General features: G+C 62.9%; 25 protein-coding genes. 4 read left to right on the top strand and 21 right to left on the bottom strand.

Annotated elements, in window-relative coordinates:
• Nucleotides 1-316 precede the first annotated feature (316 nt).
• The 7 genes from JQ567_RS35695 to JQ567_RS35665 form a co-directional block, all read right to left on the bottom strand.
• Nucleotides 317-1,828 (bottom strand): SulP family inorganic anion transporter, encoded by a 1,512-nt coding sequence (locus tag JQ567_RS35695; RefSeq protein ID WP_212443151.1) that lies wholly within the window; start codon nt 1,826-1,828, stop codon nt 317-319.
• 62 nt (nt 1,829-1,890) lie between these two features.
• Nucleotides 1,891-2,763, bottom strand: a complete 873-nt coding sequence (locus JQ567_RS35690) for a formylglycine-generating enzyme family protein (RefSeq protein WP_212443165.1) — start codon at nt 2,761-2,763, stop codon at nt 1,891-1,893.
• 128 nt (nt 2,764-2,891) lie between these two features.
• A complete protein-coding gene (locus JQ567_RS35685; RefSeq protein ID WP_249165948.1) occupies nt 2,892-4,259 on the bottom strand; it encodes an arylsulfatase in 1,368 nt (455 codons plus the stop codon).
• 128 nt (nt 4,260-4,387) lie between these two features.
• Complete coding sequence (locus JQ567_RS35680; RefSeq protein WP_409363275.1) at nt 4,388-5,260, bottom strand: ABC transporter ATP-binding protein; 873 nt, start codon at nt 5,258-5,260, stop codon at nt 4,388-4,390.
• Nucleotides 5,261-5,262: 2 nt separating this feature from the next.
• Complete coding sequence (locus JQ567_RS35675) at nt 5,263-6,138, bottom strand: ABC transporter permease (protein ID WP_212443163.1); 876 nt, start codon at nt 6,136-6,138, stop codon at nt 5,263-5,265.
• Between the two features lie 111 nt (nt 6,139-6,249).
• A complete protein-coding gene (locus JQ567_RS35670; protein WP_212443150.1) occupies nt 6,250-7,686 on the bottom strand; it encodes an ABC transporter substrate-binding protein in 1,437 nt (478 codons plus the stop codon).
• 523 nt (nt 7,687-8,209) lie between these two features.
• Nucleotides 8,210-8,932 (bottom strand): Crp/Fnr family transcriptional regulator, encoded by a 723-nt coding sequence (locus JQ567_RS35665; protein ID WP_249165950.1) that lies wholly within the window; start codon nt 8,930-8,932, stop codon nt 8,210-8,212.
• Between the two features lie 363 nt (nt 8,933-9,295).
• On the opposite strand from JQ567_RS35665, the gene JQ567_RS35660 reads away from it, so the two are divergent.
• Nucleotides 9,296-10,120 (top strand): DUF72 domain-containing protein, encoded by an 825-nt coding sequence (locus JQ567_RS35660; RefSeq protein WP_212443148.1) that lies wholly within the window; start codon nt 9,296-9,298, stop codon nt 10,118-10,120.
• A 70-nt stretch (nt 10,121-10,190) separates the two neighbouring features.
• Here the strand turns inward: JQ567_RS35660 and JQ567_RS35655 are convergent, their stop codons facing one another.
• Nucleotides 10,191-11,165: a tripartite tricarboxylate transporter substrate binding protein gene (locus JQ567_RS35655; protein WP_212443147.1), complete on the bottom strand. Its 975-nt coding sequence runs from the start codon at nt 11,163-11,165 to the stop codon at nt 10,191-10,193.
• A 181-nt stretch (nt 11,166-11,346) separates the two neighbouring features.
• On the opposite strand from JQ567_RS35655, the gene JQ567_RS35650 reads away from it, so the two are divergent.
• Nucleotides 11,347-11,808 carry a DUF488 family protein gene (locus JQ567_RS35650; RefSeq protein WP_212443146.1) on the top strand — a complete coding sequence of 154 codons (462 nt, stop codon included), beginning with the start codon at nt 11,347-11,349 and terminating at the stop codon, nt 11,806-11,808.
• A 137-nt stretch (nt 11,809-11,945) separates the two neighbouring features.
• Here the strand turns inward: JQ567_RS35650 and JQ567_RS35645 are convergent, their stop codons facing one another.
• The 6 genes from JQ567_RS35645 to JQ567_RS35620 form a co-directional block, all read right to left on the bottom strand.
• Nucleotides 11,946-12,860 (bottom strand): PhzF family phenazine biosynthesis protein, encoded by a 915-nt coding sequence (locus tag JQ567_RS35645; RefSeq protein WP_212443145.1) that lies wholly within the window; start codon nt 12,858-12,860, stop codon nt 11,946-11,948.
• 10 nt (nt 12,861-12,870) lie between these two features.
• Nucleotides 12,871-14,178 (bottom strand): adenylate/guanylate cyclase domain-containing protein, encoded by a 1,308-nt coding sequence (locus tag JQ567_RS35640; protein WP_212443144.1) that lies wholly within the window; start codon nt 14,176-14,178, stop codon nt 12,871-12,873.
• 135 nt (nt 14,179-14,313) lie between these two features.
• The gene (locus tag JQ567_RS35635; protein WP_212443143.1) at nt 14,314-15,480 is read right to left on the bottom strand and encodes an ABC transporter permease; all 1,167 of its coding nucleotides are present in this window, start codon (nt 15,478-15,480) and stop codon (nt 14,314-14,316) included.
• Nucleotides 15,477-16,421: an ABC transporter ATP-binding protein gene (locus JQ567_RS35630; protein ID WP_212443142.1), complete on the bottom strand. Its 945-nt coding sequence runs from the start codon at nt 16,419-16,421 to the stop codon at nt 15,477-15,479. The genes JQ567_RS35635 and JQ567_RS35630 overlap by 4 nt, the downstream gene beginning before the upstream one ends.
• Nucleotides 16,418-17,218 (bottom strand): HlyD family secretion protein, encoded by an 801-nt coding sequence (locus JQ567_RS35625; RefSeq protein ID WP_212443141.1) that lies wholly within the window; start codon nt 17,216-17,218, stop codon nt 16,418-16,420. Before JQ567_RS35625 ends, JQ567_RS35630 begins: the two co-directional genes overlap by 4 nt.
• Nucleotides 17,215-17,949, bottom strand: coding sequence for a TetR/AcrR family transcriptional regulator (locus JQ567_RS35620; RefSeq protein ID WP_212443140.1), 735 nt, complete (start codon nt 17,947-17,949; stop codon nt 17,215-17,217). The genes JQ567_RS35625 and JQ567_RS35620 overlap by 4 nt, the downstream gene beginning before the upstream one ends.
• Nucleotides 17,950-18,404: 455 nt before the next feature.
• Between JQ567_RS35620 and JQ567_RS35615 the strand changes: the two genes are divergently transcribed.
• Nucleotides 18,405-19,394 (top strand): tripartite tricarboxylate transporter substrate binding protein, encoded by a 990-nt coding sequence (locus JQ567_RS35615; protein ID WP_212443139.1) that lies wholly within the window; start codon nt 18,405-18,407, stop codon nt 19,392-19,394.
• A 120-nt stretch (nt 19,395-19,514) separates the two neighbouring features.
• The gene (locus JQ567_RS35610) at nt 19,515-19,715 is read left to right on the top strand and encodes a hypothetical protein (protein WP_212443138.1); all 201 of its coding nucleotides are present in this window, start codon (nt 19,515-19,517) and stop codon (nt 19,713-19,715) included.
• Between the two features lie 36 nt (nt 19,716-19,751).
• Here JQ567_RS35610 and JQ567_RS35605 read toward each other — a convergent pair whose 3' ends face one another.
• The 7 genes from JQ567_RS35605 to JQ567_RS35575 all read right to left on the bottom strand — a co-directional run bounded on the left by JQ567_RS35605 (nt 19,752) and on the right by JQ567_RS35575 (nt 25,506).
• Nucleotides 19,752-20,162: a DUF2000 family protein gene (locus JQ567_RS35605; RefSeq protein ID WP_212443137.1), complete on the bottom strand. Its 411-nt coding sequence runs from the start codon at nt 20,160-20,162 to the stop codon at nt 19,752-19,754.
• Nucleotides 20,163-20,247: 85 nt separating this feature from the next.
• The gene (locus tag JQ567_RS35600) at nt 20,248-20,946 is read right to left on the bottom strand and encodes a hypothetical protein (RefSeq protein WP_212443136.1); all 699 of its coding nucleotides are present in this window, start codon (nt 20,944-20,946) and stop codon (nt 20,248-20,250) included.
• Nucleotides 20,947-21,018: 72 nt separating this feature from the next.
• Entirely contained in the window at nt 21,019-21,408 is a 390-nt protein-coding gene (locus JQ567_RS35595) for a DUF4189 domain-containing protein (RefSeq protein ID WP_409363655.1), read from the bottom strand.
• Between the two features lie 250 nt (nt 21,409-21,658).
• On the bottom strand, nt 21,659-23,263 hold the full coding sequence (locus JQ567_RS35590) for an NTP transferase domain-containing protein (RefSeq protein ID WP_212443134.1): 1,605 nt from the start codon (nt 23,261-23,263) through the stop codon (nt 21,659-21,661).
• Nucleotides 23,260-23,964, bottom strand: a complete 705-nt coding sequence (locus tag JQ567_RS35585; protein ID WP_212443133.1) for an XdhC family protein — start codon at nt 23,962-23,964, stop codon at nt 23,260-23,262. Before JQ567_RS35585 ends, JQ567_RS35590 begins: the two co-directional genes overlap by 4 nt.
• The gene (locus JQ567_RS35580; protein WP_212036957.1) at nt 23,961-24,290 is read right to left on the bottom strand and encodes an XdhC family protein; all 330 of its coding nucleotides are present in this window, start codon (nt 24,288-24,290) and stop codon (nt 23,961-23,963) included. The genes JQ567_RS35585 and JQ567_RS35580 overlap by 4 nt, the downstream gene beginning before the upstream one ends.
• 13 nt (nt 24,291-24,303) lie before the next feature.
• The gene (locus tag JQ567_RS35575; protein WP_212443132.1) at nt 24,304-25,506 is read right to left on the bottom strand and encodes a VWA domain-containing protein; all 1,203 of its coding nucleotides are present in this window, start codon (nt 25,504-25,506) and stop codon (nt 24,304-24,306) included.
• Nucleotides 25,507-25,603 lie beyond the last annotated feature (97 nt).

Genomic DNA, 25,603 nt, shown 5'->3' with positions numbered 1-25,603 from the left:
ATTCTTGTTTTGCGTAGCCCGACCCGCGATCGAGACAACCGTGCACAGCACGGTTTCAGCGAGTTGGCCAATCACGATTGATTGGGCTGGTCTGGAGTACGCGCTGTCGGAGAAGCTCCCGGGTCCGCGATCAACGCCCCATCTCAGGAGCTTGTGCTGTGGCGCGCGCTTCGCTTTGACGCCGGCCCGGCCCCGCGCATGTAATGCCGCTCCGGCCGATAGCGGCCGGACCAATTTCGCATCATCCTGCGGACGAATGTCGACAGCCATTGGAAGATTGCCATCGGAAGCTCCTTCTCGTTCCGCGTTCCGAAATTCAGGCGCCGAGCTGGCCGGTCAGCCGCTCGTGGAACGAGGAGCTGCGCTGGTCGAGCCCAACGAACGTGACGGTTGCGCCATGGTCGCGGTATTTGGTCTCAATCGAATCCAGCGCCGCGACGCTCGAAGCGTCCCAGATCTGGGAATGGGTGAGATCGATCAGGACGCGCTTGGGATCTGCGCCGTAGGAGAAGCGCTCGACGAGGTCGTTGCTGCTGCCGAAGAACAGCGGCCCATGGACGTGATAGCGAACCGAAAGGCCGTCTTCGCTGAGCGTGCGGTCGGCACGGATGACATGGGCGACCCGGCGCGCGAACAACACCATCGCCAGCAACACCCCGACGGCGATCCCGATCGCGAGATTGCTGGTGGCCACCGTGACGGCAACGGTCAGGACCATCACCAGCGTTTCCGGGATCGGCATGCGCTTGAGCGTCGCCGGCGTGATGCTGTGCCAATCGATGGTCTTGAGCGCGGCGATCATCATGACGGCGGCGAGCGCCACCATCGGAATTTGCGCCATCAGGTCGCTCAGCGCGGTCACCAGCACCAGCAGCACGATTGCGGCGACCGCCGTCGATATCCTGGTGCGGCCCTGCCCGATCTTCACGTTGACGACGGTCTGGGCGATCATCGCGCATCCACCAATGCCGCCATAGAACCCGGCCGCGATATTGGCGACGCCGAGCGCCCAGGACTCCTTGCCCTTGTGCGAGCGGGTGTCGGTCAGGTCGTCGACCAGCTTGGCCGTCAGCAGCGTCTCGAGCAGGCCGACAAAGGCGACGCTGAGCGCGGTCGGCCAGATGATGCTGAGCGTTTGAAGGTTGAGCGGGACGATGAACGCCGTAAGGCCCGGCAGTCCCGGCGCCATGGCGCCCTCGCCGCCGACATTGGGCACGGTCAGATGCCCCACCATCACGATCGCGGTCACGACGATGATCGCGACCAGCGGCGCTGGCACGGCCGTCGTGAAACGGGGCATGATGAGGACAACGGCGATCGTCAGCGCGAACAGCGGATAGACCAGCCACGGAACGTTGAAGATGTGGGGCACCTGTGCCGCGAAGATGAGAATGCCGAGCGCGTTGACGAAGCCGATCATCACCGAACGCGGAACGAAGCGCATCACCCGCGCCAGTCCTGCAAGTCCAAAGACGATCTGGATAATGCCGGCAAAAAGGATGGTCGGCAGGATGTAGCCGACGCCATGCACCTTCACCATCGGCCCGATCACCAGCGCGATCGAGCCCGCCGCCGCGGTGACCATCGCAGGCCGGCCACCGAGCGCCGACATCACCAGGCACAGCACGATAGAGGAGACCAGCGCCACCTTGGGATCGACGCCGGAGACAAAGGAGAACGAGATCACCTCCGGAATCAGCGCCAGCGCGGTGACTATACCGGCCAGGGACTCGCGGACGAAAAGGTTGGGCGCACGCAGCACCGCGCCGATCGACGGCGAGTCTTCAAACTGGAGTTGCGCGTTGATCGTGGTGCTGGCGACTTGCATGGGAAACTTCCAAAAGATGTTTGGCGGTGCTCCGGCCTCGCCGGTTGCGAAAGGAATTCTTGTCAGGTGCCCGGTGGTTGACGCACGACGCAGCGGAAGCCGATATGACAGGTGGAGGAATCGACGGTTTCGCCCTGGCGCGCCGACGGCCGATAGCGCAGGCAATAATTCGGCGCGCACAGATGCGAACCGCCCTTCACTACGCGGCGCACGGATGTGTCGTCGCCCGCGCTGGTGTGGCAGCACGATTGCTGCTCCTGCGCGGCGCCATAAGGGCTCGACGTCCATTCCCAGGTGTTGCCGACCATGTCGAACAGGCCGTAGCCGTTGGCCGGAAACGCATCGACCGGCGACGTGCCCTCGTAGCCGTCATCGGCCGAATTCTGGTAAGGAAAATGGCCCTGCCAGGTGTTTGCCATGAACTGCCCGTCCGGATTGGAGGCATCGCCCCAGGGATAGGCCTTGCCTTCCAGACCGCCGCGCGCGGCGAATTCCCACTCCGCCTCGGTCGGAAGTTCCTTGCCGGCCCACGCCGCGTAAGCGAGCGCGTCCTCGTAAGCCACATGCACGACCGGATGATTTTCGCATCCTGCGATCGAACTCTCCGGCCCCTGCGGATGCCGCCAGTCGGCGCCGGGTCTGTATTCCCACCAGGCGAGGTTGTTGCGCAGGTTGACCGGACGGTCGGGTTTCCTGAACACCAGCGAGCCCGGCACCAGCATTTGCGGATCGGCGTCGGGATACATCGAAGGGTTCGGCGGGCGTTCGGAATAGGTGACGTATCCGGTCGCCTCAACGAATTTTTGAAACTCGGCGTTGGTGACGGGATAGGTGTCGATCCAGAAGCCATCGACGGAGGCGGGACGCACCGGGCGTTCTTCCCGATAGAAGCTGTAGGAGCCCATCAGGAAAGCGCCGCCCGGGATCCAGATCATGGAATCGCGGTTGATTGTGCCAAACGTCACGTTTGGTTGGCCAGGGAGCGAGCAGCAGCCCGCTCCCCGGCGATTGCCGGCTGCACCCTGCGCGACATCAGCCGCTATCGTCGGTGCAGGCATCGTCCTCAAGCCTTCTGCCGCTGCTTCGGCACGAAATCGAGTGCCGCGCCCGGCGGAATCAGCTCCTCCTTCTTGGCGCTCTCCTCGAAGTCGCGGATGATGCGCTGGGCGTGCTGCATCACCCACCAGCGAACATAGCGCTGGTTGACGGCGTCACGCTCCTTCGGGTCTTCCTTCAGATGCGTGATGCGGGCAAATCCGAGCGCCAGCTCCGGATCGTGGAAGTGCTGCTGCCGTTTGAAGTTGATCTTGAAGTCCTTCCACTTCACGGCGTGCAGTTCGTCCTTGAGCCAGACGATGCAGGACTCGCGGTTTGACGTTTCCTTCTTGCCGAGGAAGAACTCGCTCTGGTCGACGCCGTCGATCAGGCGATCCTTGGGTGCCTCGCAACCGGTCATGGACAGCAGCGTCGTGAACATGTCGGTGACATGAACCATCTCGTTGCTTTCGGTGCCCGGCTTGATGTGGCCCGGCCAGCGGATCAAGAGCGGCGTACGAATGCCGCCTTCCGCCGAACTGAAGTAGGAGCCGTCGAAGAAGCCGCCGGTGCCGCGTCCGGCGAGATGGTCCTCGGCGCCGTTGTCACCGCACATCACGACGATGGTGTTGTCGCGAACGCCGAGTTCGTCGAGCTTGTCGAGCAGCACGCCGAAATCGTGGTCCAGCATCAGCAAGCAATCACCCCAGTCGCCATTGGTGCTCTTGCCGACGAATTCGTCGCGCGGGCTCATCGGGAAGTGCATCAGCGAGTGGTTGAAGTAGCAGTAGAACGGCTTGTCCGCCTTGACGGACTTTTCCATGAACTTGATGGCGCGCTTCTGGTACTCGAGGTCGCAGGTCTTCTTGGTTTCCATGGTGAGCTGCTCATCCTTGAGCGGCCAGGCACCCTTGCCCTTGACGCCTTCATGCATGTGCGAGAAGCCGTCGCGCTCCGCGACATAATGCGGGTCGGTCAGCCACATGCATTCGTCATAGGTGCGCAAGGGGCCGTACCATTCGTCAAAGCCGTGATCGGTCGGGAAGCGGCCGTCCTCGGCGCCGATGTGCCATTTGCCATAGATCGAGGTCGCATAGCCGGCATCCGACAGGATGGTGCCGATGGTGCGCTCCCACTTGACGATGCCGCCGCCATTGCCGCCGAGCGCGATGGTGTGGTTGCCCGAACGGATCGGGAAACGGCCGGTCATCAGCGCCGAACGCGTCGGCGTGCACTGCGGCTCGACGACGTAGTGCGTCAGCTTGGCGCCTTCCTTTGCGAACTGATCCATGCGCTTGGTATCGGCGCCGCGCAGAATGCCGCCGCCGTAGCAACCGAGTTCGCCCATGCCCAGATTGTCGACATGGAAAAACAGAATGTTTGGTTTCTTTGCCATTGAATGCTCCGATTTGATGGACGCCAGGCGTGAGTCATCGTTGACGCGCGCGCCTGTTTGCGTCTGTGCTTGATTGCTGTGATCGATTTTTGGGTTCGCGCCTGTCAGGCCGCGACGTTCAAGTTACGTCAGAAGATTTCGCCTACTCCTTTCGGTCCCACTTTCATTCCAAAGCCAGATAGGCCTCGATCCTTGATCTCCGGCGCCATGGCGGCGAGCGACTCTTCGCGGATCAGACCCTTGAGCTCCTGCACCAGGTTCATGAACTCCGGCGTGTCGGTCATCTCGGCCGTTCGCGGACGCGGCAGCGGCACCTTGATGACAGCCTTGATGCGGCCCGGGCGCGCGGTCATGACGTAGATGCGGTCGGAGAGGAAAATCGATTCCTCGATGTCGTGCGTGATGAACAGCACCGAGATGCGGAACTGCTGCCAGATGTTGGTGAGGATCTCCTGCATCACGACGCGCGTCTGCGTATCCAGCGCGCCGAACGGCTCATCCATCAGCAGGACCTGAGGGCTGGTCGCCAGCGCACGGACGATGCCGATGCGCTGCTTCATGCCGCCGGACAGCTGATCCGGATAATGGTTTTCGAACGAGAGCAGTCCGGCCAAATCAAGCAGCGCCCGCGCCGTGGTGTTGCGCTTGCTTTGCTCGACGCCGGCCATCTTGAGGCCGAACTCGACGTTCTTGCGAACCGACAGCCACGGAAACAGCGAGTATTGCTGGAACACGACGCCGCGGTCGGAACCGGGCTTGGTGATCGCCTTGCCGTCGAGCAACGCTTCGCCGCGGGTCGGCTTGACGAAGCCGGCGACGATGCTGAGCAAGGTCGACTTGCCGCAGCCGGAAGGCCCGATCAGCGAGACGAACTCGCCCGGCTGCACGTTGAGCGAGACATTGTCGACGGCAACGACCTTGTTGTCGTTGGCACCGAACGTCACGCCCATATCTCGAACGTCGATGAAGCCCTTGCTGACTTCGGTTTCCGCCATGGTCATGCTCATCGCCGGCCTCCGGGTGCGAATGCGAGCCAGGGCATCAGAAGGACGCCAACCATCCGGATGATGCCGCTGCACGCCAGTCCAAGGACACCGATCGTGATCATGCCGAGCACGATCGCGGGATAGTCCACCAGTGAGTAGGCTTCCCAGGTGAAGTAGCCGACGCCGAATTGACCCGAGATCATCTCGGCGGCAATCAGCGAGACCCAGGCCACGCCCATGCCGACGGCAAGACCCGTGAAGATGTGCGGCAACGAGCCAGGCAGGATCACGTTCATGAACAGCCGGATCTCGCTGGCGCCGAGACAGCGAGCCGCCCGTACCAGCACGCCATCCAGTGAATGAACCCCGTGAATGGTGTTAAGCAGGATCGGAAAGAAGGCGCCGATAAAGGTAATGAAGACGATGCTGGCCTCGTTGTTCGGCCACAGCATGATCGACATCGGCACCCAGGCGATCGCCGGAATCGGCCGCATGATCTCGACGACAGGCATGAAGAAGTCGCGCACGCGCTCGTACTTGCCGATCGCGAGCCCGAGCGGCACCCCGATGATGGTCGCGATCGTGAAGCCGAGCAGAATACGTCGCACGCTCATGGCGATATTGAAGAGGTATTTGTTCGATAGCCCGACCTGCGTCAGCTGCTGATACACCTCATAGGGCGTCGGAACGTTCTTGAAGCGGATGTAGAATTCGAACTTGTACTTGGTGCCGAGATACCAGAACAGGAACAGGGCCCCGATCGAGATGCAGGCAAGCAATGCCGTGATGATCCGCTCTCGGGTCACGTATCCGAGCACGCCGAGAAACACCTTGGTCAGCGAGACCGTGGGGATCGGCTCCGGTTCCGGCACCGGAATTTCCGCAGCGGACATTTGGGCTGCGGAGGCTTTCGTCTCCACCGCCACCGGCTCAGGATCGGCGTGCTTGTCGACCATAGGAAGCGCCACAATCTTGGCTGTTGCCGTGCTGCCCATCGGATTCCCCTATTGCCCCACGTTGATGGCGCCGAGGACTTCGGCATAGGTGGCAAGCTTGCCGCCATTCTTGGCCGCATAGGCTTCCGCATCCTTCTTGAGCAGGAACGGCACGACATCCGGCTTCTTCGGATCCTGGCCGCCGACCGAATAGAATGCGGCGTCAGCGAATACCTTGATGCCGAGCTCGCGGTCGACCAGATAGACGGCGTTGAACTTCTTGCCTTCGGAGCCGTACTTCTTCACGCCGAGCAGCGTGCAGACCGGAGAGCTGAACGGCACGATGTCGCCGCCCTGGATCCAGATCTCGCCGGTTTGCAGGGGATTGTTGACCGGCGTGTTGCAGACCGGATCGGTGCCGGTGACGTTATAGGTGTCATACGAAGCAAGCTGCTTGTCGTAGTCGAGCCCGAGTTCCTTGTAGGTCGTCCGTACATAGCTGTCGTTGACCCAGGCGCCGATGTTCAGTTCCTTGATCATGTTGAGCTTCTGCAGGATCGCGTAATTGGCGCCGACAGCTTCCACCCATTTCGGCTTGATGGTCGCATCGAGCGTGTGCACGCCGCCGGGACCCAGGAAGATGTAGGTCACTTCCTTGTTGATCTTGGTCCACTCCTCGATCTTCTCGGCCGCAAACTTCGGATTCTTGCGCATCCAGTCGTTCGCCTCCATCAACGCCTTGATGTAGGCCACCACGATCTCCGGATATTTCTCGCCGAAGTCCTTGCGCACGACGACGCCGTGGAAGGTCGGCACCTTGGTTTCGGCGCCGTCATAGATCTTGCGGGCAAAGCCTTTGAACGGCAGCAGTTCGGCGAACGGCACGAAATCGCCATGCGCGTCGATACGCTTTTCCTGCAGATTGGTGGTGCCGACTTCCGGCGATTGCGAAACCAGGCTCCAGAAATCGGGCGGCAGGCCGCGCTTCTGCAGCGAGGTGAGCATCATGCCGTGCGCGGCGGAGCCGAACGGCACCGACACGTTCTTGCCCTTGAGATCGGCGAGTTCGTAGAACGGCGACTCCTTGTGGACGACGATGCCATTGCCGCCGCCATACGCGTTGTAGGCGATGATCGCGACGAGCTGCGTTTCGTTCTTGGTCGCCTGCCCGGTGGCGCCATTCACCATCAGCGGGTAGTCACCCATCATGCCGATCTGGATATTGTTGGCCATCATGCCGTTGGTGATCGGCGGACCGGAGGTCGCGTTCTGCCAGCTCAGCTTGTACTGGATGTCCTTGTACTTGCCGGTCTTCGGCAGGTGCTTCTCCAGGAGTCCAAGCTCTTTCAGCACGACGCCGCCGGTCACCGTGTTGGTCGTCGTATTCTGTGTGCCGATCCCGATCTCGAGCGTCTGCGCGCTCGCCTGTCCGGGCGCCAATGCGATGGCTGCCGCAGCGATCAAGGGAAGGAAGCCAGAGAATTTAGACGCAGGGCCGATGCTCATGGGACAAATCCTTTCGAACCAAACTGTGCGGTGTGACTTGCATGGCCCATGCTGAATCCCCCGGCCGCGGCGAAGGGCGGCAGGGTTACTCGGCGCTGAGCAAACTGACTGGCTTGATGACCCTGATGGTGCAAACGACATGCCATCAGACCAATGCTGACGGCGCGGACGGCTTTCGGTTCGCGAAGGCCCGGTTCGCGAAGGGCGTGGCTCACGAAGGGAGTGGTAGGCGTCATTTGCCGCGAACTCGCTTGCTTCCGTCACGGACGTGATCACGTCCGGTCAGCAAGTTCTGAACGGCCTCCTCAGAATCCGAAACGACGAACGCTTCGAACCAGCAACCTATTGCTAAGAAATTTGCGGATGCTCAATTAATGAACAGATTTTGCGCCCGTCTTGGTTATCCGGCGGGCTAGATGTCTATAAATTAGTCATTTCAATCAGACTGGACTCAGCCCGCAAACGTCTGGAAGCCCGCCGGCATCAGCGGCGGTTTGACGCGGGACTCGCTTGGTCCCTCGCCTCAGATCTCATCAGAGGCCGCGGCCTTGGCGAGCTTGCCGTCGCGGATATCGCTCAGCCTATCCGCGTCCTTGATGACGAGGTTGGAGCCGTGCGCGTGCAGGATTCCAAGCTCGGTAAATCGCTTCAGGCTGATGGTGACGGATTGGCGCGTCACGCCGGTCATGTGCGCGAGATCGGCATGCGTGAATGAGGCGGCAATCAGCGACCCCTCGCGTTCTTCAACGCCATACAGGTTCATCAGATGCAGCAGCAGCTGCGCCAGCCTTTCGGTCGGCGAGCGCGTCCCCAGCATCTGGGCGAGTGCCGAATAGCACTGGCCCTTGAAAGTCAGGCCCTCGATGATTCCGATCGCGAGCGCGGGGATCGTGAGCACCATCCGGCGCAGGATATCGCCCGGCAAATGCAGCACGGTGCTGTTGACGGCGGCGACCCCCGACCAGATGTGCAGGCCTTGCTTGAAGACCTCGGGGCCGCCGACGAAATTGCCGGAGTGCCAATAGGCGAGCGTGATCTCGCGGCCCGAGGGGGCGATGTAGAACACCTTGATGCGGCCGCTCTCGATCAGGAAGATGCCGTCTTGCGGACTACCCTGGCTGAACAGCTGGGCGCCGCGGTAGAGCACTTTGCGTTTTCCGGAGCCCAACACCTGCGCGATTTCAGACTCGGTGAGGCCATGGAACAGCGATGGCGGCCCGCTCCGTTGCGTTCCACCATCGGTCATCAGCAAGGCCCCGAACTGGGCTTGCCCGCCGCCCTTGGTCTCTCGTTGCGATGGTTGATGCTTGCTTGTCATGTATCCGCTCGTAGCCAACTCCGAACCTGCGTCAATATGAACGGAAAAGTTCCTGGGCCTACGGCCTGCTACGTTGCAAAAGTCTGCAATTGGCGCGCCAAGTTCTGCGTGCCACGTTCTATGTGTGCATTGTCGGCTGAACCGGCGTCTGTGTCCATATATCGCGCCGCAGCGCCCGGCTTCTATCCCGCACTTCCGGGCGCTCATCTTTGCCTGCGGCAATCTGGCCAATTAGGTCCGATCTGGATTAAGATCGGCCCGCAATCATCCCTCCTTCGTAACGAGCCCCCGGTGAGCAAACCTGCAAAATCGTCCGCAAAAACCAGCGGCAACATTTTTATCGGCATCGGCGGCTGGACCTTCGAGCCGTGGCGCGGTGTATTTTACCCAGAGAAGCTGACGCAGGCGAAGGAGTTGTCCTACGCCGCGTCGAAGCTGACCTCGATCGAGATCAACGGCACCTATTACGGCTCGCAGAAGCCGGAGAGTTTCCGCAAATGGGCGCGTGAGGTGCCCGACGGTTTCGTGTTCTCCTTGAAGGGACCACGCTTCGCCACCAACAGGCGCGTGCTGGCGGAAGCCGGCGACTCCGTGAAACGGTTCTATGATTCAGGCGTGCTGGAACTCGGCGACCGGCTCGGTCCGGTGCTCTGGCAATTCGCGCCGACCAAGAAATTCGACGAAGCCGATTTCGGCAAGTTCCTCGAACTGCTGCCGCGCAAACTCGAGGGCCGCGCGCTGCGTCACGTGGTCGAGGTCCGCCACGACAGTTTTTGCGTGCCCGATTTCATCGCGCTGCTGCGAAAGTTCGAAACGCCCGTCGTGTTCGCCGAGCACGGCAAATATCCGGCGATTGCCGACATCGCGAGCGACTTCGTCTACGCGCGGCTGCAGAAGGGCAATGACGAACTCAAGACCTGCTACCCGCCAAAACAGCTCGACGCCTGGGCGAAACGATTTCAGGCCTGGGCTTCGGGAAGTGAACCCGACGACCTGCCGCGCGTCGATGCGGCCAAGCCCAAGAAGACGCCGCGCGACGTCTTCGCCTATGTGATCCACGAGGGCAAGGTGCGCGCGCCGGCGGGCGCGATGGAATTGATCGAGCGGGTGAAGTAGGCATAGCGTTTTCGAGCGAAGTGGATTGCCGGTTCGCGTAAAGAAAACGCGTCAAAAGAATACCTCCTCGTTAGTCGAGCTTGATGCCGGCCTCGCGGATCAGCTTGGTCCAGGTCTCGTATTCGGACGCGACAAACGCATTGAGCTTGTCGTCGGGCAGGTCCCAGACTTCGCCACCGCTCTTCTCGAAGCGCTCCTTGAGGTCGGGCAACGAGGCGCGGATATCGCGGCGCAGCTTGGCGAGAATCTCCGGCGGGGTTTTCGCGGGTGCAAAAATGCCGAGCCAGGAATCGACGTCGAGCCCGGGAACGCCGGCTTCCGACATCGTCGGCACGTCAGGCGCCAGCGGGCTGCGTTTGGACGCCAGCACGGCGATGCCCTTCGCCTGTCCGGACTGCACGTGGGGGAGGCCTGCCGCCATCGAATCGAAGAACAGATCGATGCGGCCCGCCAGCAGATCGGTGAAAGCCGGCGGCGAGCCCTTGTAGGGCACTTCCAGCAGCTTCACGCCCGCAGCTTTCATAAAGGCCGCCGCCACCAGTTGCTGGCCGGTGCCGACGCCGGCGGTCGCCACCGAGATCGAGCCCGGACTGGCTTTCGCCGCGGCGACGATATCCGCCAGCTTGGGCTGTGGCAGATCCTTGCGGCCGACCATCACATAGCCGAACTTGTAGACCAGCGCGACCGGCACAAAATCCTTCAGTGGGTCGTAGCCGAGCTTGGAATACAGCGCCGAATTAAAGGCCATGTTGGAGAGCCCGCCGACCACCAGCGTATAGCCATCCGGCTCGCTCTGGCTCGCGGCCTGCGTCCCCACGACGGTGCCGGCGCCGGGTTTGTTCTCGACCACGAAACCCTGCCCCATGCGCTTGGAAAGCACGTCGGCAAGCTGCCGCCCGACCAGATCGTAGCTGCCGCCGGGACCGATCGGGACGATGATTTTCACGGGCCGGTCGGGATAGGTGCCCTGCGCCCGCGCTGCGCCGCCGCAAACCAGCAGCGCGACTGCGGCCATCCACGTCAGCGAGCGGCAAAATCCATGCATCGTATTTCCCCCGATATAACCGGCCATCAACAGGCGCTGTTTTCGCGACTATGCGACATGGCGCACCCGGCGGCAACGCATCTCCCGCCCGGGCAGCTGCGGCATAACCTCCGCGGTTATGGAAATCCGTTGCGGGGTGACCTAGCCTGACGGCAGGACATAACGGCGCCGGGACACCGACATGGCACGTAAAAATCGCCTCTTCACCATCGGCTATGAGCAGACGCCGGCCAAGGCCGTGCTCGATGAGCTGGAAAGCGCCGGCGTCAAACTGCTGGTGGATGTGCGCGCGGTGGCCGCGTCGCGGCGGCCGGGCTTTTCCAAGAACCAGCTCGCGGCCGGCCTTGACGAGCGCGGCATCTCCTATCTGCACCTGAAGGGCCTCGGTACGCCGAAGACCGGCCGCGAGGCGGCGCGCAGCGGCAAGTTCGATCTGCTGCACAAGATCTATTCGGCGCATCTGAAGACCACGCAGGCCAGGGAAGAACTCGACGAATTGTCGGCGCTGGTGAAGAAGTCCGGTCCGGTCTGCATCCTCTGCTACGAGCGCGATCACCAGCAGTGCCACCGGCAATGGATCGCCGAGATCATCGAAGACCGCGATGGCGTCAGGATCGAGAATTTGGCGGCGAAACAAGTATGACCTTAGCCGTCATTGCCTGCGACAAACGCAAAGCGTTTGCGCAAGGGAGCGAAGCGACGAAGCAATCCATCCATCCGCATATGCCGCAGCATGGATTGCTTCGCTGCGCTCGCAATGACGAAGAGATGCCCAATCCCTCACCCCTCGCCCGCCAGCCGGAACGTGCCCTCCATCATCTGCACGCTGGCGCCGCCGACATGGATGGAGGCGACCGCGCCGTCTTGCTTGCGGACGCGCGTCAGCAGCAGGCTCGGCCGCCCCATGTCGACGCCCTGGCCGATCCGCAATTTCAGTTCGCCATCCCTCACCGGATCGAGATCGGCGAGCAGCGCCGCGCAAGCGGCGGTGGCACTGCCGGTGGCGGGATCTTCGGAAAGCCCGCTGGCGCCGGGATGAAACATCCGCGCCTGCAACTCACAGGGTTTTCCGCTTGCCGGCACGTCGCGCGTATAGAAATAGACCGCATCGCTGCCGTCGCACGGGAAGGTTTTCGCGAATCCCTCCGCATTCGGCCTCGCCCGGCGCAGCGCCTCGCGTGAGGTGAGTTCAACGGCGAGGAACGCCAGCCCGACCGAGATGACCTGCGGCGGATGCCGATCAACCTTCACATCGCTCGCCGACAGCGACAGGCAGGAAGCCGCCTGTTCGGCGCTGAGATGCGACATCCGCTTCAGCGGCTGCGGCGCCGTGAATTCGGTGCTGACGACCCTGCCCTGCTCGGTCGCAATTTCGACCGGGACGAGGCCCGCCCCTTCCTCGAACAGCAGTCGCGCCGGCGGTTTTGCGGCCTGCGTCGCCAGCACGTAGGCGGTGCCGACATTGGGATGGCCGGCAAACGGAAGCTCGCGGTTCACGGTGAAGATACGAACCTGCGCGTCATTGGCGCGGTCGGCCGGCGGCAGCACGAAAGTGGTCTCGGAATAATTGAACTCGGTGGCGATCGCCTGCATCTGCGCCGTCGAAAGCCCGCCGGCATCGAGCACCACGGCAAGCGGATTGCCGCCGAAGGCGCGATCGGTGAACACGTCGACGGTGATGTAACGCCGTTGCATTGCCATTCTCCTATCCCAACTGCCACACGGTCATCGGCCGCTCATAGCCTCTGACCGGAACCTCGCCGAGCGCGACCGCGTCCCGACATTCCTCTCCGAGCGCGTCGTGAACCGCTTCGGAGATCAGAAACTGCGAATTGAAATCCTTGTTCAGCGCCTCGAGCCGGCTGGCGAAATTCACGGTGTCGCCGATCACGGTGTATTCCTTGCGCCGCGGCGAGCCGATATTGCCGGCGACGACCTCGCCGACGTGAATGCCGATGCCGATGCGCAGCGGCCAGCTGGACGCCTGGTTGGCCCGCTCGTTCGCCTCGAGCATTTCGCGCGCAGCGGCCACCGCGCGGTGCGCGGCGTTACCCGCGTCGAACGGGGCGCCGAACAGCGCCAGGAAGCCGTCGCCCAGAAACTTGTTCACGATCCCGCCATGGCGGTCGAGGATGTCGACCAGCACCGCAAAGGCCCCATCGAGGCGGTCCACCACTTCCTGCGGGGTGCGGGTGCTGGCGCCCGCGGTAAAACTGCGAAAATCGACGAACATGACCGCGACACGCCGGATTTCGCTGCCGGTCGCCGCCCCCTCGGCCATCAACCGCTCGACCACCTGCGGCGAGACGTGCTGACCGAACAGGTTGGTGATGCGGTCACGCGCCGTCGCGGCGAGAATGCTGGCCTCGAACTGCCGGCGCAATTGCACGCCGACCGCGCCCGCCAGCATCCCGCAGATCAGGATGATGACGCTGCGCACCGAGTGATAATACAGGTCCGGCGGCGGATCGGCGCTGCCGGCGCGATGATAGAGCATCGCCATGGCAAGCAGCTGGGCTGCGGCAACGAATCCGGTGAAGGTCGAGAGCCAGAAATCCAGCCGCAGCGTCGAGAGAATGACGAAGATGAAATAGGTCAGCGGCACCGCGAAGCCGAGCGCGTCCACCGGACCCATGCTGTCGATGTGCATCGCCAAAGCGAGCGTCGGCATCGAGGTTTCGACCAGCACACCGACGTAGCGCCGGTAAACCGGCAGGTCCTGGTCCTTGCCGAGGTGCCGGGTGATGACGGAGTGGACCCAGAGTTCGAACAGAACGAACGGGACCAGGACGATGAAGAGCTCGCTCGGGTCGAAGCGGCCGTGCCAGAGCTTCTGGATCGCATCGGGATCGAGCACATGGACGATGAGGATCAGTGTCCCGATCAGGACGGTGGTCCCGATCAGCGCCTTGATCCGGATCAGCTCGGTGCGCAGTATCTGCTGCGTCAGCGCGCGCTGAAAATCAGCCGATACCACCGGCCTCTCGCTTTTATGGCCCCATAGCCCCAGCATCCGACCATTCCCCACCCTGTCATTCCGACGCGATGTGCAGCATCGAACTACGATGTGCAATTGCACATCTGAGAATCTCGAGATTCCGGGTCTGGTGCTAGCGCACCATCCCGGAATGACATCAAATATATTGCATCAATCGAGCGTGCGACGGAAGCGGGTCACGGCGATCGTCATCGCCAAAAGCATCAGTGCAATGAGAGCAATGGTGTCGTACTGCAAGTTCTGGATGGTCGCACCCTTCAGCATGATGGCGCGGACGATGCGAACGAAATGCGTCAGCGGCAGACACTCGCCGATATATTGCGCCCATCTCGGCATGCCGGCGAACGGAAACATGAAGCCGGACAACAGAATACTGGGCAGGAAGAACATCATCGACAGCTGCATCGCCTGCAACTGGTTCTGCACGATGGTCGAGAAGGTGTAGCCGATCGCAAGATTGGTGGTGATGAACAGCGTCGTCAGCAGCGCCAGCGTGGCCAGGCTGCCGAGAATGGGCACGCCAAACAACAACACGCCGATGCCGATGATCAGCGTTGCCTGGACGAAGCCGACGATCACGTAAGGTATGATCTTGCCGAACATCACCTCGACCGGCTTGATCGGCATCGACAGCAGGCTCTCCATCGTGCCGCGCTCGATCTCACGCGTCACCGACAGCGCCGTGAAGATCAGCATGGTCATGGTCAGGATGGTGCCGACCAGGCCCGGCACGATGTTGAGCCGCGAGGACGCCGCCGGATTGTAGCGCGAATGGGCGCGGATCTCGAACGGCGTCGATGGCGGATCGCCCGCCTGCAGATCGTGCACCAATGCGGTCTGCACGATGCCGTTGAGCGTGCCCAGGGCCGAGCCCGCCGCCACCGGATCGGTCGCATCGGCGGCGACCAGCAGCGCCGGATGATCGCCGCGCCGCACCGCGCGCTCAAAACCGCGCGGGATTTCGACGCCGAACAGCACCTTGCCCGATTGCAGGAGATCGTCGAACTCGGCGACGCTGTGCACTTCATGGGTAAAGCGGAAATAGGCGGTGTTCTCCATCGCCTTGAGAATCGAGCGCGCCAGGTCGCTGTCTTCCTGCAGCAACACCGCGGTCGGCAAATGGCGCGGCGTGGTGTTGATCGCAAAGCCGAACAGCACGAGCTGCATCACCGGCAGCATCACGATCATCGCGAACGAGACCCGGTCGCGGCGGAGCTGGATGAATTCCTTCACCAGCATCGCATAGCTGCGCCACCAGAAGCCGAATGACGGCTCCCGCACATTGCGGCGTCCGCTGTTTGTGTCGGTCGTACTCATTGGAAATTGTCCTTTGAGCGGCTCATCAGGTCGATGAACACGTCTTCCAGCGACGGATCTCCATGCTGCCAGTTCCACCCCCTGTTGCCCCGGTAGGGCGCGACGCTGGATTCGAGTGCGGCCTTGTCGCGGCCGGAGACGTGCAGGCTGGTGCCGAACGGCGCCACCATGTCGACGCCGGGCTTGCCCGACAGTTCAGCGGCAAGACCATTGAGATCGTCGCCCGTGACCGTCCAGGTCGACAGCGCCGATTGCGCGATCACCTCATCGACCGTGCCATGCGCCAGCAGATTGCCGTAGGCGATATAGGCGATCTCGTGACAGCGCTCGGCCTCGTCCATGTAATGGGTGGAGACCAGCACCGTCAGGCCGTCGGCTGCGAGCGCATGGATCTCGTTCCAGAAATCGCGCCGCGCCTTGGGGTCGACGCCGGCGGTCGGCTCGTCCAGCAGCAGCAATTGCGGGTTGGGCAGCGTGCAGGCGCCGAGCGCCAGCCGCTGCTTCCAGCCGCCGGAAAGTTCGCCCGCGAGTTGCTCCTCGCGGCCGTTGAGGCCGATGCGCTGGATCATGTCGCGCGCCGCGCCCGGCGCGTTGGGCAGGCCGTAGAGCCGCGCCACGAATTCCAGGTTTTCGCGCACCGAGAGGTCCTGATACAGGCTGAAGCGCTGCGTCATGTAGCCGACCTGGCGCTTGATCTTGTCGGCCTCGCGGCGGATGTCGTAGCCGAGGCAGGTGCCCTCGCCGGAATCCGGCGTCAGCAGGCCGCAGAGCATGCGGATGGTTGTGGTCTTGCCGGAGCCGTTGGGACCGAGGAAGCCGTAGATCGAGCCGCGCTTGACCTGCATCGAGAGGTTTTGCACGACCGCCCGGCCGCCAAACGATTTCGACAGACCCTCGACATTGATCGCAATGTCCGGCGCGGTTGATGGGGCTGAATTCATCGCTTGTCCGCCACCGGTATCGGCGCATTGACGAACACGCTGATCGGCTGGCCGACGCGCAGACTGGCCGGCTTGTTCGGTCGCGCCTGGATCAGGTAGACGAGCTTGTTGCGCTCATCGAGGCTGTAGATGACCGGCGGGGTATATTCCGCCGTCGTCGCGATGAAGTAGATTTTTGCGGTAAGATCGCCCGCGCAATTGTCGCAGGTCACCTTGACCTCGTCGCCGATCGCAAGCTTCGGCAATTGCGTCTCCGGCACGAAGAAGCGCAGCTTCATGTTGCCGGGCGGCATGATCGACAACACCGGCCGCTGCGCCGGCACCATCTCGCCTTCGCGGAAATAGATCTGCTGAACGGTGCCGGCGACCGGCGCGAAACCGTTGCGCCGGGCCAGCCGCGTCTGCGAGGTGTTGACGCGCGCCTCCGCCACACGAAGCGCCGAGACCGCGGAGTCGAGATTGGCCTGGGTGCCCGAACCGGTCTTGTTCAGGGATGCCGCACGGTCGTAGGTCTGCTGGGCATTGGCCAGCGTCGCATTGTGCTGGTTGAGATCGGCCTTCTGCAGTTCGTCATCGACCGAATAGATCTGCATGCCGGGCTTCACTTCGTCGCCCTCCCGCACACTGAGCTTGGTCACGCGCCCGGATTCGTCGGGGCTGACGAAGATCATGTCGGCTTCGACCCAGCCCTGAAAGCCGGGATCCTTGCGCTCCTTGCAGCCGGCCAGCACGGCGGCCAGCGCGAGCACGGTGAAAATGGTCGACGCTTTCGAAAAGGTCCTGCGCGACGAAGTCATGTCGTCCTCCGTTCGCCAAAAATCAGATCGAGATGAACGCGAAACATCTCGTTCGCATCGAGTGGCGCGTGTTTGCTGAACAGGCTTTGCCAGATGATCGCGACGATGGCGGGCGCCACGAGGATCTGCGGAAAGCGCGCCAGATTCTTCTGCTGGATTTCGCCGCGGGCGACGCCGAGTTCGATCAGCGCGCGCATGCCGGCGATCCCCTTCGAGACCACTTCGCGGAAGTAGAAATCGGCGATATCGGGAAATCGCGGCCCTTCGGCAACGATCAGGCGCACGATGTCGCCACGCCGCGTCGTCACCACGTCATGGATGAAGGCCCGGGCAAAGTTCTCCACCATGTCCCGGATCGAGGCGCCAGCCGGCGGCGGCCCTGCCGCGGCAAGACGGTTGACCAGCGGAACGATCGCGGTCCGGATCAATTCCTCGAACAGCGCCTCCTTGTCCTTGAAGTGCAGGTAGATCGTGCCCTTGGCGACGCCTGCCCGCTTGGCGACGTCGTCGAGCCGCGTCGCCGCAAAACCGCGCGCGATGAATTCGTCCATCGCCGCCTCGATAATGGCCCCGCGCCGCTCGGCGGCGCGTTCGGCCCGGTTTGAGGCGGGTTTTGCGGATTCTACCTTCGCCGAGACCACTTTGGGCGTTCTGGCGGCGGCAGCCCGGCTCACAACGCGGTTTTTGGCCGGTTTGGTTGGGCGTCGGGTGCTGGGGCGTATCTTGCTCATGCCCCTTATATGACTGACCGGTCAGTCATTGTCAAATCGGACCGAAACTGCCGTTTTCACGTCCCCGTGACTGCCGGGATCGTCTCAACCCGTCATTGCGAGCGCAGCGAAGCAATCCATCCGGCCACCGAGAGCAAGAATGGATTGCTTCGGAGCCTGTCATCGGGCGCGCATTCGCGCGACCCGGTGGCTCGCAGTGACGCCAAACGCGGTTCGCCTTCCCGCGGCGCGACACGCCCCGAGTTCTTAAACAGATTGCCCTCGATTATAACGCAGAGAATGCCGGATGCGCGCTGCACCCGCGGTCTCGCGTGCAAATCGAACAAAGAAGCGCACGCGAGCATGCATATTCACCGGGGACACTCCTTCCCTGCGCTGCGCCAATCTGTCCCGTCTTTCACGTATGGCGGAAGCCGGACGATGCGATACCCTCCCCGGCAATTCAGGGAGGAATCATGTCAACGAAGTTCAATCGCCGTCACTTCATCGCTGCCGGTACCGCCGCTTTCGCGTCGCCATTCCTGTTGCGCGGGGCCTCGGCGCAAGGCGCGTGGCCGTCGCGGCAGATCCGGATGGTCTGCAGCTATCCGGCGGGCGGTCAGACCGACCTCTTGGCGCGTGGCTTCGGCGATTACATCTCGAGGCAAGTGGGGAAGACCGTCGTCATCGAAAACAAGGCGGGCGCCTCCGGTTCGATCGGCGCTCAGGAAGTCGCACGCGCGGAGCCGGATGGCCACACGATCCTGTGCTCGATCTCGACGACCTTTGTGATGAACCGGGTCATGATGAAGAACCCCGGCTACGACATGGACAAGGACCTGGCGCTCGTCAGCATCATCCCGGGCTCCGGGCTGCTGATGGTCGCAAGCACGAAATCCGGCATCAAGTCATTCGACGACTTCGTCGCTTTCGCGCGCAAGAGCGGCAGGATGAACTTCGGCACCTACAGCGCCGGCTCCTCCCCGCACATCACGATCAATGAACTCAACAAGCAGTATGGTCTCAACATCGAGCCGATCCACTACCGGGGTGAAGCGCCGATGTGGACGGGCATCGCGGACGGCACGCTCGACGTCGCGATGGGCAGCTACACGGCCGCGCAATCCGTGCTGCAAAGCAACGCCGGCGTCGTGTTCGCGGTGCATTCCAAGAAGGTCGATGCGATCCCGCACATCAAGACCCTGCCTGAACTCGGCGCGACCTCAAAATTCTTCACCGTGAGCGGCTTCTCGGGTTGGGCGGTGCCGAAGGCGACACCGCAGCCGATCGTCGATCGGCTGTCCGAACTCTTCGTGGCGGCCAATTCCGATCCGAAAGTGAAGGAAATTCTCGCCACTTTCGTGCTCGAACCGGCAATCGGCTTCAAGGAAAGCAATGCCTTGTATCAGCGCGAATTGCCGGTCTGGCTGGAGGCCGGACAGGCGCTCGGCTTGCCCCCCGCCTGAATTGGCCGCAGCCATCTTGCGGGAATTGATGTGACATCCGGCACAGATGGTCGGCCTTGATTGGCGTACCCCAGCGGCCTGAGGTGAGCGTGAATCTCACCGAAGGTCGCAGGGTGAAACATGACCACATCGAACCGTGAAATTCGTGAACTTGGTATCGAAGATCTCGATCACGTCGCAGGCGGAATGCTCTCGCTGGGTGTGCTCCGCGCGTATTTCTGCACCCAGGCCTCCAACGTTTTTCTTGGTCCAGTGATTGGCACTTCGATCGGCTCGTCGATCGGCGGGGGCGCTGCGGGCGGCGGCGGCGATTCCGCCTGACGGCAAAGCGCCAACCCGCAGGCAGGAACAGGTTTCCTAGCTGTGAAACTTCAGCCCATCGATGATCTTGTCGATCACCTTGCGCTCGGCGCGCATGGCGAGCCCCACGAGATTGAGTTCGGCGCGGATCACCGTCCTCACCACTTCGCGGTTGGCAGCGTCATGCGTGGTCTTGAACATGTCCTCGGTATAGACCGCGGGCGTCACGCTGCGCGCCAGCGCGCGTTCGAGCGCGCGCGACAGCGCGGCGCGATCGGCGCCGTAGATCAGGATCGGCTGGCCGATCAGCGCCAGATATTTGGTGCCCGAGCCGTCGCCATAGGGCTCGCCGATACATTCGGGAAACGAAGCGGCAATGCCGCCGGCCAGAAACGAAGCCACGTTGAGCTTCTGCCACGGCTCAAGATCGGTCCGGATCACGACCGCGATTTTGGTGTCGAATTGCATGATGGCTCCGGCAATGGACAGGATTTCATTCATTCGTTAGCCGCAATGCGTCAACGGCGGAAGCAAGAATCGCTAGATGGCTGGCTTAGCTTCGCTTGAAATAAGGCCCATTGAGCGTGAATTTTCCCGGAGATCGGGTAACCGTTCCGCCGGAAAGTCCGGACGCTAGTTTGGTGACCCATGGCAGTTTTGATTCGATAACGGATGCGACGGCGTCGGTTGTCATCTCAACAACGGCGCCGCGCCAATGGACGCCGGGGCCAAATGCCTGCTCGAGTTGATCGACAGAAACCAGTCTTAGCGTGGCAGGGTCGTTTGGATTAGTGAATGTTGCAAAGGTAGGCAGATCGTCCCGGGTCAGTTCCCATTTTCCACGAAGACTCGGAAGCGACGCCAACTGGCGACTATCCAATAGATTCATCTTGAAATGCTTCGTTACGAGAAACGCCGGATAGCCGTACGATTCCGCGAATGCGCCAGAGGCCAGAAGCGCGACAATGTTTCTGCCGTTTCCGAGATCGACGAACACGGCCTCGCCCCGCTCGCGATATTCGAGTGGATTAACGTCTGGCAGGAACTGCAGTTGTTTGCTTACCGTTACCTCGATCACGCTGGAGCCGGAACGTACCTGACCGTCGACCTCGATATTGACGGTCATGCGATAGCGATAGCTGTAGGTCGGGTATTGCAGCTTATACAGCACCACGACGGCGGCGATGACCGCTACTGCAATTGCGAGGCGCTTCATTAGCTTCGCCACAGCGCCGTTGGTATCGAATTGCATGACCATTCCAATACGAGTCATTCCGGAGCGCGCCGTTTGGCGTGAGCCCCGGAATGACGGTGAGTAAATAGTCTACCCCTTGGCGTCGCAGGCCCAGGCGCGGATCACGCATTCCTTGCCGCCGAATTCGTAGCACTTCTTGGTCGCCGCATTGAGCGAGCTCGATATCTTCGGCTTCACCGCATAGCCGTGGGCGCCGCAGGGCTTGGTCATGTCGATCGCGAACGCGGCGCAGGCGCGCTTCATGGTCACCGCGGTGCAGTCGCCCTTGCATTGCTTCAGCGCTGCAGCCCGCGCGGTCTCTTCGGCGGGATAGTCATAGGCCTGACCATAGGCGCCGCATTTGCCGACCGCCAACGCGCCGGCCGCCCAGCTGTCGGTGACGAATCGCGATGCGCCGATCGCCAAAGTGAGCGCGAGAATGAACAGCGCGCGGCGCTGCGCGGCAGCGGTCGAAACGATCAAGGCCCCATCCCCCAAGACAGTGGGGCGGAATCTAGCCGGGAGGGAGTTGAGACTTGGTGAACGGAAGGTTGAATTTGGGCGGCGTGAGGCGACAACGGATGTATCCGTTCGTCGTCCCGGCGAAGGCCGGGACCCATACGCCGCGGCGGTCGTGATTGTAGCAGGTGTCGGCCACCTTGCTTAGGCCGATAGCACAACGCGGTATGGGTCCCGGCTCAGGGCCGGGACGACATGGATAGAGTTCGCGTCAGCCCCGCCGGGCCGCTTCCAGCGCCTGCGGCGTGTCGATGTCCAGAAACGCGCTTTCGCCCTCGACCGGGACTTCGGCCACGGCCTCGGCGTGCTTGGCGATGAGGTGGCGGGCGCCGACATCGCCATCCAGCGTCATCAATTCGCGGAAAAAGCGCCGCGACCACAGCACCGGATTGCCGCGCCGGCCCTCGCTGACCGGGACTGCGATGAGATGGCCGCGATCCGGCTCGAACGCCTCGATCAGCCGGTCGATCAACTTGGCATCGATCAGCGGCATATCGCCGAGGCAGACCAGCGCGCCGTCGGCATTGGCCGGCACCGCCGATATGCCGGCCTTGACCGAGCTTGCAAGCCCGCCGGCGAAATCCGGGTTGCGGACGAATTTCACTCTCAAGCCAGCCAATGCCTGCTCGACCAGGTCGGCCTGATGGCCGGTGACGACGATCACTTCCATCGCCTTCGAGGCCAGCGCGTGCTCGGTCACGGTCCGCACCAGCTTGTTGCCGTCGAGCTCGGCCAATAGCTTGTTGGGTCCGCCCATCCGCGTCGAACGTCCCGCCGCCAGCACGATGGCCGCGACGTTGCGGTTGGCTTCGACATCGGCAACGGTGCGCGGCTGCGGCCGCGTCACAATTTCCATCAGCAGGCCGCCGACGCCCATGCCGGTGAGTTCGGCGCGCGTCACCTTCAGCCCTGCGAGCAGGCGCATCAGCACCCAGTCAAAGCCGTTCTCGACCGGCGAGCGCGCGCAGCCCGGCGCGCCCAGTACCGGCACGCCGCCAGCGCTGCCGATCAGCAGCAGATTGCCGGGATCGACCGGCATGCCGAAATGCTCGATCGCGCCGCCGATTTCAGTGATCGCGGCCGGGATCACGTCGCGGCGGTCGGCGATCGCGGATGCGCCGAAAACGATCACGAGTTCGGCGCCGAGGCCGAGCAACTCCTTGATCGAGGCCGCGAGCACGGTCTCGTCATGCGGCACGCGCCGCTCGGCGATGATGGCGGCGCCCGCCGGCGCGAGGCGCTCGGCGGTGACGCGCAAGGTTTTCTCGATCACTTTCGGCGCCAGGCCCGGCAGCAAGGTCGAGACCACGCCGACGCGCCTGATAGTATAGGGAGCAATCCGCAGCGCGCCCTTGCCGGCGACGGCAACGGCGGCGTCGCGCAGTTTCGCTTCAACGCCGAACGGAATGAGTTTGACGGTCGCGATCATCTCGCCTTCGACCACCGGCTTGAAGGCGGCCAGGGTCGCAAAGGTAATGGCTTCATCGACGCCGTTGATGCGGTCGACCGCAGCGCGATCGACCACCAGCACGCCGGCTTGCGCGGCGAACAGGTTGGAACGGCCGGTAAAGGCGCGCTCGACATTGACGCCCTCGCCCGCCACCGCCTGCGCGATGCTGGCGGCCGCGACGTCTTCGGAGACGTCGCCGTCTTCCAGCCGCACCACGACGATTTCCTTGACGCCGGCCTTGGTCAGCGCCTCGACTTCACCAGGGCCAATGGTCGTGCCCTTCTTGAGCACCAGCGCGCCCTGGCGCAGCGTATGCACGGTGACGCCGCCAATCGCGTCGGCCGGACTGGCGGGGCCGAACTTCATGCCGCCTGCTCTTTCACGTTTTCCTTCGGGAGCCGCAGCTCCGCCGTGATCTCGGCCATGATCGAGACCGCGATCTCCGACGGCGACACCGCGCCGATGTTGAGGCCGATCGGCGCATGAATGCGCGCGATGTCGGCATCGGAGGCGCCCTGCGCCTTCAGCCGCTCGGCGCGCTTGGCGTGGGTCTTTCGCGAGCCGAGCGCGCCGATATAGAAACAGTCGCGCGCAAACGCATGCAGCAGCGCCGGATCGTCGATCTTGGGATCGTGCGTGACCGCGACGAACGCGGTGTAATGATCGACATTGAGCGGCGGCAGCGCGACATCGGGCCATTCGGCGATCAGCGGCACATCCGGAAAACGCTCGGGGCTCGCGAACGCCGTGCGCGGATCCACCACCGTGACGTCGTAATCCAGCGAACGCGCCAACGGCGCCAGCGCCTGGCTGATATGGACCGCGCCGACGATGACGAGCCGCGCGGTCGGCGCGTAGACGTTGAGGAACAGTTTCTTGCCGGCGGCCTCGATCATGCCGCTCTTGCCCATGCGCAATTGTTTTGAAAGCTCAGCCCGCAGGGGATCGGATGCGATGTCGTTTGCCTTGACGAGGCGCTGGTCGCCATTGGCGGTATCGGTGATCACGATCACCGGCCGCCGCGCGGCGCGCTCGATGTTCACTTCGGAAAGAGTTTGGAGCTTCACGACTGGGCTACCTTCTCGACGAAGACGCGGATGGTGCCGCCGCAGGACAAGCCGACATTCCAGGCGGTCTCGTCGGCCACGCCGAATTCCAGCATCTTGGGCTGGCCGCTCGCGATCACGTCGAGCGCCTCGGTGACAACAGCGCCCTCGACGCAGCCGCCGGACACCGAGCCCAGGAACGTGCCGTCGTCATTGATGACCAGGCTGGAGCCGGCCGGGCGCGGCGCCGATCCCCAGGTTTCGACCACGGTCGCCAATGCAACCCCATGACCGGCCTTCTGCCAGGCCTCGGCGGCCTGCAGGATGTCTTCGTCGCGATTGAGCATAGCGGGCCTCTTTTCAAGCTGCCGATCGGATCACGCTGCGATGATGGGGCGGAGGCGGCGCCGAAAGCGCCGCAATCAGCCCTTCCATTGAACTCAAATTATGCACCGGGCGGAATTCGTCAACGTGCGGCAGCATCATTTTGATGCCCTGCGCCTTGGCCTCGAAGCCGCCATAGCGCAGCAGCGGGTTGAGCCAGATCAGGCGGCGGCAGGACCGGTGCAGCCGGTCCATCTCGAACGCCAGCTTGTCGTCGGCCTCGCGCTCCAGCCCGTCTGATATCAGCAGCACGATGGCGCCCTGCCCGAGCACGCGCCGGCCCCACAATTTGTTGAACGAGTGCAGCGAGGTGGCAATCCGGGTGCCGCCGGCCCAGTCCTCGACCGAGGACGAGCAGCGCGCCAGCGCCTCGTCGGGATCGCGTGCCCTCAAACTGCGCGTCACGTTGGTGAGGCGGGTGCCGAACAGGAACACCGAGACGCGCTTGCGGGCGTCGGTGATGGCATGGAGGAAATGCAGGAACAGGCGGGTATACTCGCTCATCGACCCGGAGATATCGAGCAGCGCCACGATCGGCGCCGGCTTGTCGATCCGCCCCAGCTTTCGGATGTCGATGATCTCGCCGCCGGTGCGCAAGGACGCGCGCAGCGTCCGGCGCATGTCGAGCTTGAGTCCGCGCGCGTCCGGCTGGTAGCGGCGGGTGCGCAGCTCGGCCTGCGGCAATCGCATGTCCGCGATCGCGCGGGTGACCTCGGCGATCTCGGCCGCGCTCATCTGCGCAAAATCTTTCTTCTGCAGGATCTCCTTGTCGGAGACGGAGAGCCGCAGCTCCTGCTCCTGGGCCTGCGGGGCCTCCTCGCGCATCGAGGGTTGCGCCAAAGCCTCCTGCACACGCCGCGAGGCCGGCGGCGGTTTTTTCTTGGCGTGGTCCGGCAGCGGCACCGAATCCAGCATCGACTTCCACTCTTCGGCGGCGCGGAAGAACAGGTCGAAAGCCTGCTTGAAAATCAGCGCATGTTCGTGACGCTTGACGAAGATCGCTTCCAGCGTGGCGTAGACATCGGCGCGGTTGCCGATCTCGATCACCTGCAGCGCGTTGAGCGCATCGATGACCGCACCCGGCCCGACCGGAATCCCGGCAGCGCGCAGCGCGCGGGCAAAGCCGACGACGTTGTCGGCCATTTGGCCCGTCGGGGGATTGAGGTGATCGATGGCCATCGTAGCACTCGGTTTATCCCGTCATTCCGGGGCGATGCGAAGCATCGAACCCGGAATCTCGAGATTCCGGGTCTGGTCCTTCGGACCATCCCGGAAT

It is taken from the genome of Bradyrhizobium sp. AUGA SZCCT0431, from assembly GCF_018131065.1.
Taxonomy (GTDB): Bacteria; Pseudomonadota; Alphaproteobacteria; order Rhizobiales; family Xanthobacteraceae; genus Bradyrhizobium.
The sequence above is the reverse complement of the archived record's forward strand: the minus strand, read 5'-3'. Positions and strand labels throughout refer to the sequence as shown.

Bases quoted from the DNA above. Each gene is read 5' to 3' on its own strand.
- JQ567_RS35695 (WP_212443151.1), bottom strand. From the start codon at position 1,828: ATGCAAGTCGCCAGCACCACGATCAACGCGCAACTCCAGTTTGAAGAC.
- JQ567_RS35690 (WP_212443165.1), bottom strand. From the start codon at position 2,763: ATGATCTGGATCCCGGGCGGCGCTTTCCTGATGGGCTCCTACAGCTTC.
- JQ567_RS35685 (WP_249165948.1), bottom strand. From the start codon at position 4,259: ATGGCAAAGAAACCAAACATTCTGTTTTTCCATGTCGACAATCTGGGC.
- JQ567_RS35680 (WP_409363275.1), bottom strand. From the start codon at position 5,260: ATGACCATGGCGGAAACCGAAGTCAGCAAGGGCTTCATCGACGTTCGA.
- JQ567_RS35675 (WP_212443163.1), bottom strand. From the start codon at position 6,138: ATGTCCGCTGCGGAAATTCCGGTGCCGGAACCGGAGCCGATCCCCACG.
- JQ567_RS35670 (WP_212443150.1), bottom strand. From the start codon at position 7,686: ATGAGCATCGGCCCTGCGTCTAAATTCTCTGGCTTCCTTCCCTTGATC.
- JQ567_RS35665 (WP_249165950.1), bottom strand. From the start codon at position 8,932: ATGACCGATGGTGGAACGCAACGGAGCGGGCCGCCATCGCTGTTCCAT.
- JQ567_RS35655 (WP_212443147.1), bottom strand. From the start codon at position 11,165: ATGCATGGATTTTGCCGCTCGCTGACGTGGATGGCCGCAGTCGCGCTG.
- JQ567_RS35650 (WP_212443146.1), top strand. From the start codon at position 11,347: ATGGCACGTAAAAATCGCCTCTTCACCATCGGCTATGAGCAGACGCCG.
- JQ567_RS35645 (WP_212443145.1), bottom strand. From the start codon at position 12,860: ATGCAACGGCGTTACATCACCGTCGACGTGTTCACCGATCGCGCCTTC.
- JQ567_RS35640 (WP_212443144.1), bottom strand. From the start codon at position 14,178: ATGCTGGGGCTATGGGGCCATAAAAGCGAGAGGCCGGTGGTATCGGCT.
- JQ567_RS35635 (WP_212443143.1), bottom strand. From the start codon at position 15,480: ATGAGTACGACCGACACAAACAGCGGACGCCGCAATGTGCGGGAGCCG.
- JQ567_RS35630 (WP_212443142.1), bottom strand. From the start codon at position 16,421: ATGAATTCAGCCCCATCAACCGCGCCGGACATTGCGATCAATGTCGAG.
- JQ567_RS35625 (WP_212443141.1), bottom strand. From the start codon at position 17,218: ATGACTTCGTCGCGCAGGACCTTTTCGAAAGCGTCGACCATTTTCACC.
- JQ567_RS35620 (WP_212443140.1), bottom strand. From the start codon at position 17,949: ATGAGCAAGATACGCCCCAGCACCCGACGCCCAACCAAACCGGCCAAA.
- JQ567_RS35615 (WP_212443139.1), top strand. From the start codon at position 18,405: ATGTCAACGAAGTTCAATCGCCGTCACTTCATCGCTGCCGGTACCGCC.
- JQ567_RS35610 (WP_212443138.1), top strand. From the start codon at position 19,515: ATGACCACATCGAACCGTGAAATTCGTGAACTTGGTATCGAAGATCTC.
- JQ567_RS35605 (WP_212443137.1), bottom strand. From the start codon at position 20,162: ATGCAATTCGACACCAAAATCGCGGTCGTGATCCGGACCGATCTTGAG.
- JQ567_RS35600 (WP_212443136.1), bottom strand. From the start codon at position 20,946: ATGCAATTCGATACCAACGGCGCTGTGGCGAAGCTAATGAAGCGCCTC.
- JQ567_RS35590 (WP_212443134.1), bottom strand. From the start codon at position 23,263: ATGAAGTTCGGCCCCGCCAGTCCGGCCGACGCGATTGGCGGCGTCACC.
- JQ567_RS35580 (WP_212036957.1), bottom strand. From the start codon at position 24,290: ATGCTCAATCGCGACGAAGACATCCTGCAGGCCGCCGAGGCCTGGCAG.
- JQ567_RS35575 (WP_212443132.1), bottom strand. From the start codon at position 25,506: ATGGCCATCGATCACCTCAATCCCCCGACGGGCCAAATGGCCGACAAC.